This window comes from Sphingobium sp. MP9-4 (assembly GCF_005281675.1).
Lineage (GTDB): Bacteria > Pseudomonadota > Alphaproteobacteria > Sphingomonadales > Sphingomonadaceae > Sphingobium > Sphingobium yanoikuyae.
Genome location: NZ_LUFI01000038.1, coordinates 74831 through 88364 on the forward strand (window position 1 = coordinate 74831; position 13534 = coordinate 88364).

13 protein-coding genes are annotated in these 13534 nt (G+C 66.7%); 7 read left to right on the top strand and 6 right to left on the bottom strand.

The genetic code is table 11. The annotated features are described in order from the left end of the window. Positions 1-56: 56 nt before the first annotated feature. Positions 57-464 (bottom strand): MerR family DNA-binding transcriptional regulator, encoded by a 408-nt coding sequence (locus A0U87_RS12980; protein ID WP_004210206.1) that lies wholly within the window; start codon positions 462-464, stop codon positions 57-59. Positions 465-582: 118 nt separating this feature from the next. Between A0U87_RS12980 and A0U87_RS12985 the strand changes: the two genes are divergently transcribed. From A0U87_RS12985 to A0U87_RS13005, 5 genes are all read left to right on the top strand, one after another. Then, the gene (locus A0U87_RS12985) at positions 583-2205 is read left to right on the top strand and encodes an NAD(P)/FAD-dependent oxidoreductase (RefSeq protein WP_137405609.1); all 1623 of its coding nucleotides are present in this window, start codon (positions 583-585) and stop codon (positions 2203-2205) included. 118 nt (positions 2206-2323) lie between these two features. After that, a complete protein-coding gene (locus tag A0U87_RS12990) occupies positions 2324-3355 on the top strand; it encodes a phosphoribosylglycinamide synthetase (protein WP_048936368.1) in 1032 nt (343 codons plus the stop codon). Beyond that, positions 3355-4161 (top strand): NTP transferase domain-containing protein, encoded by an 807-nt coding sequence (locus A0U87_RS12995; RefSeq protein WP_048936369.1) that lies wholly within the window; start codon positions 3355-3357, stop codon positions 4159-4161. The genes A0U87_RS12990 and A0U87_RS12995 overlap by 1 nt, the downstream gene beginning before the upstream one ends. 3 nt (positions 4162-4164) lie before the next feature. Continuing rightward, complete coding sequence (locus tag A0U87_RS13000; protein WP_048936370.1) at positions 4165-5256, top strand: sugar-transfer associated ATP-grasp domain-containing protein; 1092 nt, start codon at positions 4165-4167, stop codon at positions 5254-5256. Then, entirely contained in the window at positions 5253-6350 is a 1098-nt protein-coding gene (locus tag A0U87_RS13005; protein WP_048936371.1) for a glycosyltransferase, read from the top strand. The genes A0U87_RS13000 and A0U87_RS13005 overlap by 4 nt, the downstream gene beginning before the upstream one ends. On the opposite strand, the gene A0U87_RS13010 is transcribed toward A0U87_RS13005, so the two are convergent. After that, a complete protein-coding gene (locus tag A0U87_RS13010; protein ID WP_234415651.1) occupies positions 6347-6454 on the bottom strand; it encodes a helix-turn-helix domain-containing protein in 108 nt (35 codons plus the stop codon). The genes A0U87_RS13005 and A0U87_RS13010 overlap by 4 nt on opposite strands. A gap of 165 nt (positions 6455-6619) precedes the next feature. On the opposite strand from A0U87_RS13010, the gene A0U87_RS13015 reads away from it, so the two are divergent. Then, positions 6620-7588 (top strand): nucleoside hydrolase, encoded by a 969-nt coding sequence (locus A0U87_RS13015; RefSeq protein WP_048936372.1) that lies wholly within the window; start codon positions 6620-6622, stop codon positions 7586-7588. On the opposite strand, the gene A0U87_RS26735 is transcribed toward A0U87_RS13015, so the two are convergent. The 4 genes from A0U87_RS26735 to A0U87_RS13035 all read right to left on the bottom strand — a co-directional run bounded on the left by A0U87_RS26735 (position 7585) and on the right by A0U87_RS13035 (position 11006). Next, a complete protein-coding gene (locus A0U87_RS26735) occupies positions 7585-7806 on the bottom strand; it encodes a hypothetical protein (protein WP_048936373.1) in 222 nt (73 codons plus the stop codon). The genes A0U87_RS13015 and A0U87_RS26735 overlap by 4 nt on opposite strands. After that, complete coding sequence (locus A0U87_RS13025; protein ID WP_048936374.1) at positions 7803-8669, bottom strand: DUF2520 domain-containing protein; 867 nt, start codon at positions 8667-8669, stop codon at positions 7803-7805. Before A0U87_RS13025 ends, A0U87_RS26735 begins: the two co-directional genes overlap by 4 nt. 32 nt (positions 8670-8701) lie before the next feature. After that, entirely contained in the window at positions 8702-9562 is an 861-nt protein-coding gene (locus tag A0U87_RS13030; protein WP_048936375.1) for a methyltransferase domain-containing protein, read from the bottom strand. Positions 9563-9800: 238 nt separating this feature from the next. Next, positions 9801-11006 carry a TetR family transcriptional regulator gene (locus A0U87_RS13035; RefSeq protein WP_240626787.1) on the bottom strand — a complete coding sequence of 402 codons (1206 nt, stop codon included), beginning with the start codon at positions 11004-11006 and terminating at the stop codon, positions 9801-9803. Positions 11007-11232: 226 nt separating this feature from the next. Between A0U87_RS13035 and A0U87_RS13040 the strand changes: the two genes are divergently transcribed. Beyond that, entirely contained in the window at positions 11233-13512 is a 2280-nt protein-coding gene (locus A0U87_RS13040; RefSeq protein WP_048936377.1) for a TonB-dependent receptor, read from the top strand. The last annotated feature ends 22 nt before the right edge of the window (positions 13513-13534 follow it).

Below are 13534 nucleotides of genomic sequence, written 5' to 3' on the forward strand. Positions count from 1 at the left end.
AATCTTCTCCAGGCGTTTTTGTTCTGCTGCGGGGGAGCCGACGATGCGGCTCCGGCTTATTTCTCGATCGTTCCGATGAAGCTCGCCAGTTCGGCGATGGCGGCATCGATATCGTCCTTCTGGCGGGTCAAAAGGTCGATGCGCGCGCGGCACTTGTCGATCGTCACACGGCGCTGTTCCTCATGACCCTCGTCGGCGTCATAGAGGTCGATCATCTCGCGAATATCGTTGAGGCTGAAGCCCACGCGCTTGCCGCGCAGGATCCAGGCAAGGCGGGCGCGGTCGCGGCGCGAATAGACGCGGGCCAGGCCCTGGCGCTCCGGTGCGATCAGTCCTTCATCCTCATAGAAGCGCAGGGCACGGGCGGTGACGCCGAACTCCTCGCTGAGGTCGGTGATGCTGTAGCTCTGCTGGTCACGGTCATCGGGAAGCTCGATGCCGGCAATGCTGGTGCGCGTGTTCATGAGCAAAGACTATGACGGCTTTACGTTTACGTCAAGGTTAGAAGATGCGCAGGACGATCGGCCGTGCCACGGCCTCGGGGAATAGCATTTCGGGCGATTTGCGACTATGGGCGGCGCCATGATCCGTCTTTCCGGTTTGAAATTGCCCCTCGACCACCCGGCCGAGGCGATGCCCGTCGCCATCTGCGAACGCTTGGGGCTGGAGCCGCAGCAACTGCTTGGCCACAGCGTCGTGCGGCGCGGCAATGATGCACGCCGCCGCAGCGCGATCCAACTGGTCTACACGCTCGACATCGACGTGGCCGACGAGGCCGCGGTGCTGGAGCGCTTTGCCAAGGACCATGACGTCCGGCCGACGCCCGACACCAGCTACAAGTTCGTCGCCCATGTGCCCGACGGCTGGCAGGGCAAGCGCCCGGTGGTGATCGGGGCGGGGCCGTGCGGCCTGTTTGCCGGCCTGATCCTGGCGCAGATGGGGTTCAAGCCGATCATCCTGGATCGCGGCAAGGTGGTGCGCGAGCGGACCAAGGACACCTGGGGCCTGTGGCGCCGGGCCGAACTCAACCCCGATTCCAACGTCCAGTTCGGCGAGGGCGGCGCAGGCACCTTCTCCGACGGCAAGCTCTATTGCCGGGTGAAGGATCCCCGCTTCCTGGGTCACAAGGTGCTGGAGGAATTTGTCGCCGCCGGCGCACCCGACGATATCTTGTGGGAAGCGCACCCCCATATCGGCACTTTCCGCCTGGTCTCGATGGTCGAAGCCATGCGCAAGCAGATCGAGTCGCTCGGCGGCGAATATCGCTGGCAGCACCGCGTCGACGATCTGGTGCTGGAACGGCAGGGCGACGGCACGCAGAAATTGCGCGGGCTGGTGTTGCATGACGGCAGCGTGATCGAGGCGGATCATGTGGTGATGGCGGTGGGCCACAGCGCCCGCCCGACCTTCGAGATGCTGCACGGCAAGGGCGTGCATATCGAACCCAAGCCCTTCTCGATCGGCGTGCGGATCGAGCATCCGCAATGCTGGGTCGACAAGGCGCGCTATGGCAATTGCGCCGGCCATCCCGATTTGGGTGCGGCGGCCTATAGCCTCGCCCATCATTGCGCCAATGGCCGCACCGTCTACAGCTTCTGCATGTGTCCGGGTGGCCGGGTGGTCGCCGCCACTTCGGAGGAAGGGCGCGTCGTCACCAATGGCATGAGCCAGTATAGCCGCGCCGAGTTCAACGCCAATTCGGGGCTGGTCGTCGGCATCGATCCGGCGCGCGACTTTCCCGATGGACCGCTGGCGGGGATCGAACTGCAGCGCCATTGGGAGAGCCTGGCTTATGTCGCAGGCGGTTCCTCCTACTGGGCGCCGGGGCAGACGGTCGGCGACTTCCTCGCGCGTCGGCCTTCGACCCAGCTGGGGTCGGTCGTGCCCTCCTACAAGCCGGGCGTGACGCCGACCGACCTGTCGCTCTGCCTGCCCGACTATGTGATCGAGGCGTTTCATGAGGCGCTGCCGGCCTTTGGTCGCCAGATCGCCCGCTATGACGATCCCGACGCGGTGATGACCGGCGTGGAAACCCGCACCTCCTCGCCGATCCGCATCACGCGCGGCAAGGATTTTCAGAGCCTCAACGTTGCCGGCCTCTACCCGGCGGGTGAGGGCGCGGGCTATGCCGGGGGTATCCTCTCGGCGGCGATCGACGGCATCAAGGTGGCCGAGGCGGTGGCGGTTCAGATGGTCCAGTCCTGATCTGCGACGGGTTTGACATCGCCCGGTCATGAAGCCGTCACGGCCCTGACCCGTCTTCGTCCCTTCGGCGTCATCGCACCGTCAATCCAGCGTAACGGGCGCGCGTTATTGCGGCGCCATGCTGAACCCGATCGACCGTTGCATGCGCATCTCCCCGGCCGACAAGGCCCGGCTGCGCCTCCTGTTCTTGGCCAAGCATGCCTGCAAGGGCGGCGGCGCCGACAGCGTGGATGGCAATCATGCCGTCTATCATCATGAGATGCGATCGACGCTGGAGGCGATTGGCCTCCATGTCGCGGTTGCCGACAGTTATGATGCGCTGTTCGACAAGCCCGATGTCGACTTCGTCGTCACCCTGCTCAATCGCGGCGGATTTCAGAATAGCGAGATGCTGGCGCCGCTCCTGCTGTCCTGGCGCGGCGTGCCCTTCCTGGGTGCAAGCCCGATCGTCCGTGGCGTGTCCGACGATAAATATCTCTCCAAGCTGATCGCTCGCGCCCATGGCGTGCCGACCATGCCGGCGCGCATCCTGCGTCGGGGCGCCATGCCGGCCGGCCCGGAATTCCAGGCCGAGCGGCTGGTGGTGAAGCCCAACGCCTCGTCGGCCTCCTGGGGCCTCGCGATGGTCGACAACTGGACGGAGGCCCATGCCCATGCCGATCATCTCCATGGCCTGGGCCATGACGTGCTGGTCGAGGCCTGGGCGCCCTTGCTCGACGTGGCCGTGCCGGTCGTCGGCGGCAGCGGTGGCCAGCCCTGGATTCTCCCGCCGATGATGTATGTGCCGGCCGATCCGCATCGCGAACGCAGCTATGAGGAGAAGCGCGGCCTGATCGATGCGGGCGATGATCCGCTGATCCTGGTGGAGGACCATGACCTGCGGACGCGGCTAGAGGATATGACCCGCCGCCTGCTGCCCGAACTCTGGCCGTTCGACTATGGCCGGTTCGAGTATCGCTACGATCCGGCGTCGGGCGAGCTGCTGTTCATGGAAGTGAACCTGTCCTGCAATCTCTGGTCGAAGAAGACGATCTCGCGCTCAGCCGCGTCGATCGGCGTCGATCATCAGAGCCTGGTCGAAACGATCGTCGCGCAAAGCCTGGCCCGGCATGGCCTGCTGACCGAAATGCCGGTGCTGGAGGCCGCCTGATGCCCGGCATGGCAACGGCGCTGGTGCTCGCCGGCAAGCGCGACGGCGCGACAGACCCACTCGCACAGGCTGCGGGCGTCACCCATAAATGCCTGGTCCCGGTGGTCGGCCAGCCGATGCTGGTCCATGTGATCGAGGCGCTGGCGGCCAGCCCGCGCATCGGCGAAATCCGGGTCGCGATCGAGGATGTGGCGGTGCTCGACGCCCTGCCGCAACTGCGCGGACTACGGAATACCGGACGGCTGGTCGCTATTTCGGCCCGGCCCAATCTGGTCGATTCCGTACTGGCGGCGGCCGATGGTGCGCGCTTCCCGTTGCTCATCACCACTGCCGACAATGTGCTGCTGACGCCCGATGCACTGGCCGAGATGTTGGACGGTTGCGCCGCGCAGGGCGCGAACGCCGCCGTCGCCTTCACCCGCCGCGCGTCCGTGCTGACGGCGCATCCGCAGGGACAGCGCAAATTCTATCGCTTCGCCGACGACGAATTTTCCAACTGCAACACCTATTGGCTGAAGAATGCAAAGGCGCTGGCAGCGGCCGAGACCTTCCGCTCGGGCGGGCAGTTCGTGAAGCATCCGATGCGGATCATCGGCGCCTTCGGCCTCCTCAACCTGATCCGTTTCCGCTTCGGCATCGGCACACTGGGCCAGGCCTTTGCGCGTTTCTCCCGCCGCTTCCGCATGGTGATCGCGCCGGTGATCCTGAGCGACGGCGCGGTCGCGATCGACGTCGACAATGCGCGCAGCCATGGCGTGGCAAGCGAATTGCTGGAGCGGCGGCTGGCGCGGGTCGAGGCGGCCTGACCCTTGTTCACGTTGCGTGCGTTGCCCCCGGCCGACGGCAATGTCCTGCTGGCGGCCTATCATGACGGATTGCGTCGCCACTGGCCGCTGGGCCGGCGAACGGTTGCGCGGCTGATCGCGGCGAGCGGGCGCAGCGGCTGGGCGGCGTCGGAACGGCGCCTGCTGTGCGAAACGGTGCGGGCGCAGGGGCTCAGCATGCGCGATCGCAAGGGGCTGCATCGGCTGCTCAATCCCGGCGCTTTCCCGGCCGAGACCAATCCGCTCAAGAACAAGCAGCTTTTCGCCCGCCATGCCGCTGCGGCGGGATTGCCGGTGCCCGACAGTTTCGCGCTGGAGACAGGTGATATCGCCACTTGGCTGCACGGCCAGAGCGTCATCATCGCCAAGCCCAGCTATCGTTCCAAGGGGCAGGGGGTTGTGCGCTTCGCAAAGAAGGGCGGGCGCTGGGAAGGGGCGGAAGGGCCGATCGCCGACGATACGCTGCGCGCACGCCTGCTGGCGCTCTGGGCGGCCGGCGGGGTGATCCAGCGCTGCCTGGCTACCCATGAAGCGCTGGCGGACATGTCGCCGGGCGCGCTGCCGACCTTGCGCGTGGTCACCTGCCTGGACGAGGTTGGCACGCCCGAGGCCTGCGCGCTGGCGCTGCGCCTGTCTGCCGGCGGCGGGCGCCCTGTGGATAATTTCAACGCCGGGAATCTTGTGCTGTCGGTCGATGCCGACGGACGCTGTGGGCCGGTGTGGCAGGCGGGACCGGACGGCGCGCCGATCCGCTGCGACCGGCATCCGCTGACCGGCGCACTTATCAGCGGCCGGCCGGTGCCTGATCTGGATGCCGCCGTGGCGCTGGCGCTGCGGGCGCATCTCGCTTTCCGATCGGGCTTTACCGTGATCGGCTGGGATGTTGGCCTGACGCCGGACGGCCCGGTGCTGGTCGAAGGCAACTGGAACCCCGGCACCGACATCATGCAACTGGTGAGCGGCCGGGGGCTGGCCGACAGCCGGCTGGGCGCGCTTTACTGCCATCATCTGCGCCATCTGCCGCCGCAGCGCTGGCAGGCGGCCGGCGCGATCGAGCGCGACCCGCGTCGGGCGTGATCATCCTCTATGTCCATGCGCTGGCCGCGACCGGCGTGGTGCGCAATGTCCGTATCCTGGCCGCCGAACTGGCGGCGCGCGGGCTGGATGTCGAACTGGTGACGGCGCTGCCGGGCGGCGAGGGCGTGACCGGCGTGCCGCATCATGCGCTGCTGGCCGGGCCAAACCCGTCGCGCCCGCGCGAGAAGGTGCAGGCGATCGCGGCGTTGCGGCGGCATCTGCGATCGCGGGGGCAAGCGACGCTGATTTCGGCGGGCAATCATGGCCATGGCACCGCCTGGGCGGCGAGCCAGGGGCTGCGCGACGTGCGGCGCATCTATCGCATCAGCAACGACATCATGCGCAATGCGGCCGGCGCACCATCAGGTGGGCTCGGACGCATCGGCCGCACCGCGATGGCGCGGCTGCTGGCGCGCGACGCCGATCATCTGGTGCTGGTGTCGCCGACCTTGGCGGATACGCCTGCTTTTGCCGGCGCGGCGCGGGCAGGCAAGGTGGCGGTGATCCCCAATGGCATCGACGCCGATGCCGCCCGCTTCCTGGCCGACGGGCCAGTGCCGCATCGCTGGATGGGGCGCACGCCGCCGGTGATCCTGGCGATCGGCCGGCTGGCGCCGCAGAAGAATTTCGTCACTCTGCTTGCCGCCTTCGCGATCCTGCGGCGGGAGCGACCCGCGCGCCTCATCATCCTGGGCGAAAGTCGCGACCGCGCCTGTGACAGCCTGCGGGCGCAGGCGAAGGCGCTCGGTATAGCTGATGATCTCGACCTGCCCGGCACGGTCGACAATGTCTTTCCCTGGCTGGCCCATGCCGATGCCTTTATCCTGCCGAGCTGGTGGGAAGGATCACCCAATGTCCTGCTGGAGGCGATGGCCGTGGACGTGCCGATCGTCGCGTCGCGCAGCGCCGGCAACGCCGTCGACCTGCTCGATGATGGACGGTGCGGCCTGCTGGTCGACCCGGCCGATGCGACAGCGCTGGCAGATGCGCTGGAGCGTCAGCTCGATCTCGCCACCGCGATCCGCCCCGGTGACCGGATCGATCATTTCGGTCTGGACGCGCTGTCCGATGCCTGGGGGCGGCTGCTGCGCTAGCCGTTGCGAAACTGCCGTGGCGTTAGTCCGGTCCAGCGCTTGAACGCGCGACCAAAACTGGTCTGTTCGGCATAGCCCAGCCGCTCCGCCGTGGCGCTCGACATTCCTCACCGGCCGGCCGCACCAATGGACGTGCTTCCAGGTCGCCGAAAATTGGGCCAGCGCGGGCTGCTCAGCCATCCATAGCGCTGGCCTATGGCCTACCTGCAAATCGCTATTTGACCCTTTAGCGGCCCCATGCCAGCCCTCGGTCCAGACAGGGGAGAGGCATGCGGACAGAGATCGATCGGCGCGGGTTCATCGCAGCGGGCGCCAGCCTGATGATCGGCACGGCCGCCCGATCCGCCCTGCCGGTGATCCGGCAGTCGCCCAAGGCGCGCATCATCATCGACAATGATTTCGCCGGCGATCCCGACGGTCTGATCGCGCTCGCGCATCAACTGGCGACGAAGGCGGCGCGGCCGGTGCTGGTCACGACATCGGCGCTCGACGCGAAGCTGGCGGCGCTCGGCGGACAGCCGGCCGGCGCAACCGCCGCGGCGGGCAAACAGGCGGCGATCGACCTGATGAAGATCATGGGGGTGACGAACCCTTGCCCGGTGATCGCAGGCAGCGAGCAGTTCGGCGTCGCCGGGGCACAGGCATCGGCGGCGGCACGGGCGATCGTGGCGGAGGCGATGCGGGACGATCCGCTGCCGCTCTTCTTCACCTGTGGCGGGCCACTCACCAATCTCGCCCAGGCGATGCTGCTGGAGCCGGCCATCGCCGATCGCATGACCCTGGTCTGGATCGGCGGCGCCGACTATCCGCAGGGCGGCAGCGAATATAATCTGTCTACCGATCTGGAAGCGGCGCGTGTCGTGATCGAGCGGAGTCGCATGCCGATCTGGCAGATAGCCGCCGGCGCCTATCGCCAGTTGCAGATGTCGGTGGCGGAAATGACGGCAACCTTGCGGCCGATGTCGCCCACGACCGCATGGCTCTATGGCCGCTATGCCGATCTGCCGCCTTTCGTCCAACTGGGCGGCGCCATCACCCTGGGCGACAGTCCGATGGTATTGCTGACGTCCGTGTCTGCGGAGAGCAGCGCCTCCTCGGTCGTCGCCGGACGGCGCCTGCTGGACGATTCCCGCTATGGCGCGGAAATCCCCGGCCGCTCGATCCGCCTCTTCACCCAACTCGATGCGCGGCTGGCACTGGCCGATTTCCTGGCCCTGATGCGGCCGCGGGCAGGCTAGCGGGCGATCTCGATCCGATCGTCCACAACCCGCACCTCGTAGACATTCATCGGCGCCTTGGCCGGCGGGGTCATCGCGTGGCCGGTTTCCAGATATAGGTGTGCATGCGGTCCATCTGGGCCTGTCGGTCCTTGTTGTGCAGAAGGGACATCAATTTGGCGGCGCATCGACCGCTCGGGCGCGGTGGACGGCGGCTGGTCGACCACCCGGATGATCAACAGCCGCTTTGCCGGCTGAGATCGTCGCGCAGCGCGCTCTCGTCCCGGTCCAGCGCGTCGAGAGTCGCCAGCGCCATGGCGCGATAGGCCGGCAGCAGTTCGGGCGCGTGCGAGGTCAACGCCGTCAGATGATTGCCGATCGTCTGTCGGTCGCCGCGCAGCAGCGGGCCGGACAGGGCATCGATCCCGCGATCCAGGCTGTTGTCGAGCGCGGCCCGGACCAGCGGCGCCAGCAGCGCGCCGGGCTCCACCACGCCGGCCGCAACCAGCGCGTCGGACGCGCCGGCGATCAGCGTTACCAGATGATTGGCTGCATGGCAGAGGGCGGCATGATAGAGGGCGCGATGCGCTTCCGCGACCTCGACCGCCACGCCGCCCAGCAGCGCGACCAGCTTGCGCGCCGCCGCGATAGAAGGCGCATCGGCCCCGGTGATGGCGAAGCGGGCGCCCTGCATCCGCGCGACTTCGGCGGCCGGATCGCCGGTGAAGGTCATCGCCGGATGGACGGCGGCGGTGATCGCGCCCTGCGCTCGCAGCGGGGCAAGCAGCGCCGCGCCGCTGCGCCCGCTGACATGGCAGATGGTGGCAGACAGCGGCATAGTGGCCAGATCCGCGATCACCGCCGGCAGGGCGTCGTCCGCCACCGCCAGCAGGATCAGGTCGCAATTGGATGACAGCGAAGTTGACAGGGCAACGGCCTGCGCACGGCCAATCGCCTCGAGCGCAGCGGCGGCATGATCCGGATTGCGACCCTGCACCAGGATCGGCGCAGCGCTGTGCGGCGCCAGTGCCAGCCCCAGCGCGCGCGCGACCCGGCCGGTGCCGATGAGGCCGATCTGGCGATAGGCGGGATGCTCGGTCATGGCGCGCCTATATCCCGGCCGGTGCGGCTACTCTAGCCCGGATTGGTGGCGGTCACGATCCAGGCGGCGCCGTCGATCAGGATCGCGGTCTCGCCGGGCCGCGCGGCGAAGGCCTGGCGTACCGCCTGGGCGGCGCGATCCCGCACATCGGCAGGCTGATCGGCGAGCGCGCGGGAGAGCGGGCCGACCTCGAACGCCATGGCGAGGGCATCGTCCAGCGCCGCCTCGCGATTTGCGCCCTGGCCGAAGGGGATGACGCCATCGATCGGGGCTAGGTCGATTTCGGCAAAGCCGGCGTCGGTCAGGATGCGCGTTACCCGTGCCTGATCGCCAAAGGAGAAGGGGCCGGGCGCTTCGGGGTCGGGCGGCGCCAGCGGCGGCACGATGTCGCGGATCGCGCCCATCGGCAGGCGCACCCAATCATTGTCCGCCGCCGCCCGCCAGCAGACGAAGGCGATCCGTCCGCCCGGCCGCAGCCAGCGCCGCATATGCGCAAAGCTGACCACGGGATCGTCGAAGAACATCACGCCGAAGCGGGAGAAGAGCAGGTTGAAGCCGTGGGTGGTCAATGTCGCGCTGCCGGCATCGGCCAGGGCGTAGCGGATCGGCAGGTCGGCGGGCTGCTGCGATCGGGCGAGCGCGATAAGCGGCCCGGAAATGTCGAGGCCCAGCACTTCACCGGTTGCGCCGACCTGGCGGGCAAGGGCGATGCTGCTGGTGCCCGCGCCGCATCCCACGTCCAGCACGCGCTCGCCCGGCTGGACCGCCGCCGCCGCGATCGCCGCATCGCCAAAGGGGGCGAGCATGGCGTCGAGCCGCTGCCGATGCGTGACCCAGCGTTCGCCGCTCGATCCGTTCCAGTCCGACACCTGATAGACATTGGGCTGCGCCATCTTCTTTCCCTTTTGCGAATCGTTCGCAAAAATCTAATGGCTGGCGATCAACTTGCAAGAGCGGCTGATTACCAGATGACGCGACAGGCGATCAGGTCGTCAATTTAGCTGTCACTCAAGCCCAATATATCGCCATAGACCAGATGTTATGCTCGCCGAGCAACGGCGCGCCACGGGTGATGGCTGGCATCGCTGGCCATCGATCCGTTGCACGCGGCGGGATTGAGGCGCATGATGCTCAGGCACTTTCCGACTGAGCCATATCCACAGCGGTGCGCACCATCGTGCGCAGGTCCAGCATGGCCTGTGCGCCGGCTCTGGCGGCTTCGGCCGGCGTCAGGCCGAAACAGGTCTTGCGATGACCCGATATGACGCCGGAAAAGAGCGCGGCCTCCAGCGGCGCGACATCCCGGCCCAGGATCGCGCGGAGCAGACCGCCGCTGGTGCGGCCGCGCCGATAGCGCAACTGGGGGGCGAAATCGCGCAGGTCACCATCGCGTGCGGCGGCCAGCATCAGTTCGTCGATCGCCGGCAGGATGCGGTCGTTGCGGGGCGGGGGATTGGAATAGCGCGCGAGCAACTGCTCGTCGGTCAATGTCACTGCCTCCGGCACGGTGCCGCCGCCCGATTCCACCGCCTTGCGATAGATCATCTCGAACGCCGCGCGGACCAGTTCGGCGCTGGACCGGAAATTATAGGAAACGACGCCCAGCGTCAGGCCGGCCCGCGCGGCGACGGCGCGATGGGTCAGGGCCGCCATGCCCTCCTGCGCCAGCACATCGGCCGCCGCCTCGGCAATCTGTTCCATCGTGCCGCTGCTGATCGTCTGTTCGGGCAGGGCAAGGTCGGCCTGTTCGCGGGCAAACTGACGCCAATGGCCGGCACGCACCGGGCGCCCGCACAGCCAGTCGTTCCAGCCGGCGCACAGCTCTTCCAGCCCGGCGCGGTCGACCGGCCGGCGCCAGCGCATCAGGTGCAGCGTCGCTTCGCCATCGAACAGATAGGCGGTGAAGGCGCCTCGGCCCGGATGGTCGCAGCGCGCGCAGACCTCTTCCCAGAAATTGCGCCACATCGCCGTCCAGCGTTGGGCGACCGGGCCATAGCGATCCTCGCGCGCAGCGATCAGCTGGCATTCGCGCCAGACGAAGGCCAGGCGGCGTTCCTCCTCGCACCATTGGTCGATCAGGGCGGCGAGCAACGGCCCGAAGGCGTTACGCGACAGGGGCGCGACCCCCTCCAGTTCCGCCAGCCGCGCCGCGCACCAGCGTTCCGAATCGCGCTGGGCCTGTTCGTGACTGGATAGAAACAAATGTTTCAGTGATCCGAAGTGGTGATAGATTCCGGATACGGGGGTCTGGGCCAGGCGGCTGATCGCGCGGGCCGATGTGCCGCTCGCGCCATCGCGTTCCCATATGTCGAGAACGGCCTCGATAAGCCGCTCCATCGCGCAGATTTCCGATGTTTTTTTCGAATTTGCAGCCGTCCCCATAACGTCCTTTATGCCATATCCCGCCGAACTGGCAAAGGCTGCGTCGGGGCGATATCCGTGTCTCGCCGCTGTCATATTGCCGCTGTTCCTGTCATCGAACTGAGATACATATGTAACTGCGGATGCATACAGACGTTCTAACTGCCCCTCCGAATTCAACATCATTCGGGGGATACGCATCATGAAATGTTCGTCTGTCCTGCGCCGTCGCGCACTCATTCTGGCCGGCACCATGCTGATGGGGGCGGGGCTGATGGGGGCGGGCTTCGCGGCCCCGGCCCATGCGGAGGACGCGCCGCTTGACGAAGGGGATGCCGGCCTTGGTTCGATTGTCGTCACCGCGCAGAAGACCGAGACCAATCTGCAGAAGACGCCGATCGCCATTTCGGTGCTGGGCAGCGATGATCTCAAGGCGCGCAGCGTGGTGAGCCTGAAGGATCTGGGCGACGGCGCTGTGCCCTCGCTGCGCATCGCCCCCTTCGCCTCGCGCAATTCCGCGCTGACCGTCGGCATTCGCGGCATCGTGCCGTTCGACGCCAACCAGCCCAGCCGCGACGCGGGCGTCGGCATCTATATTGACGGCGTCTATCTCGGCCGGTCGCAGGGGCTGGGCACGGCTTTGTTCGACATCGAACGGATCGAGGTGCTGAAGGGGCCGCAGGGCACGTTGTTCGGCCGCAACTCGACCGGCGGCGCGCTCAGCATCGTCAGCAGGAAGCCGAGCGGCGAGTTTCACCTCAGCCAGGCCATGGGCGTCATGAACTATGACGGCTACAAGGTCGAAACCCATCTCGACCTGCCCAGCTTCGCCAATCTCAGCGTCAAGCTGGACGCGCTGGTCACCAAGCGCGGCGGCACCACCGACAATCCGATGACGGGCGAGGAGGATTATAACCAGCTCGACCAGCGCGGCATGCACGGCGCGATCCTCTGGGAACCGAGCAGCCGCTTCTCCGCCCAATATGATTTCGACACCTCCTACGACGCCAGCACGCCCTATTATTTCCAGATGCTGGGCAAGTCGGACCGTCTGCCGGTCGCGGACATGGTCGAGGTCCAGCCCGATCGCGCCAGGACCGCCGATATCGGCGTGCCGATCCAGAAGAGCATCGGCAAGACCCATGGTCATGCGCTGCATATGGACTGGCAGGTCGCCGATGGCATCAACCTGCGCTCCATCACTTCCTATCGCGAACTGAGCCAGAGCCAATATGACAATGGCGGCGCGCATCAGGGGGCCTTCGCCCCCTATGCCAAGTTTGCGCGCTACAGCCTCGCGGGTCTCGAACAGAATCAGTTCAGCCAGGAAGTGCAGTTGGTGGGCTCGCTCTCGCGCGTCGATTTCGTCGCCGGCGCCTATTATTATCATGAAAAGGGCGAGGATTGGGCCTGGGCGCCCTACACCATGCAGTGGGGCGCAACTGCGGCCGACGCGCCGACCCGCCTGCCGACGCTGGAAGCCGGCCAGGTCACGCCCTATCCCGACCGTGCCAGCGACGCCAAGGCGGACAGCTTCGCCCTCTATGGCCAGGCGACCTGGACCCCGGCGATCCTCGACGATGCGCTGCACCTGACCGGCGGCGCGCGCTATACCCGCGACAAGAAGAGCGGCGACCTGTTCAAGGTCAATGGCGTCGACAAGGATTTCCGTTTCGACATTTCCAGCAGCCGGATCGACCCGACCGTCACTCTGGCGTTCGACGCGACCGACAATATCCATCTCTATGGCAAATGGGGGACAGCCTATCGCGCCGGCGGCGCCAATTCCCGCTCCGTCACCTATCGCGCCTATAAGCCCGAAGAGGTCGAAACCTCCGAAATCGGCTTCAAGGGCGAGTTTCTCGACCGTCATGTCCGGCTGAACCTCGCCGCCTACAAGACGATCTACAAGAATCAGCAGATCGACTTCAACGCGGTGCTGTCCGAAGTGCCGGGCGGCCCGACCCGCACCACGATCGAGACCGTCAATGTCGACGGCCATGGCACGATCAAGGGCTTCGAGGCGGATCTGGTGGTCATGCCGGTCGAGGGGCTGACGCTGACCGCCGCCTATGCCTATACCAAGGGCGATCTGGCACAGGCGGCCAACCCCTTTGCCGGCAATGCGCTGCAGACCGTGTTCGTGGTCTACACGCCCAAGAACGCCTTCAGCGGCGCGATCGACTATAGCCTGCCGCTCGACTGGGCGACGCTGCGCGCCCATGTCGATGCCAATGGCGGCGATGGCTATCATTCCCAGTCCAGCGACGCGGCGCTGACCGACTCTTCCTTCCTGGTGAATGCCCGCCTGTCGCTCGCCGACATCACGCTCAAGGGCGACGCCAAGCTCCAGATTTCGGCCTGGTCGCGCAACCTGTTCAACGAACAGCACACATTCTTCCAGACCGGCTCCTCGTCGCTGCAAATGGGCATTTTCAACGAACCGCGCACCTATGGCCTGGAAGCCACGGTGCGCTTCTAAAATAGAGGGAGAGAGAAAAGAT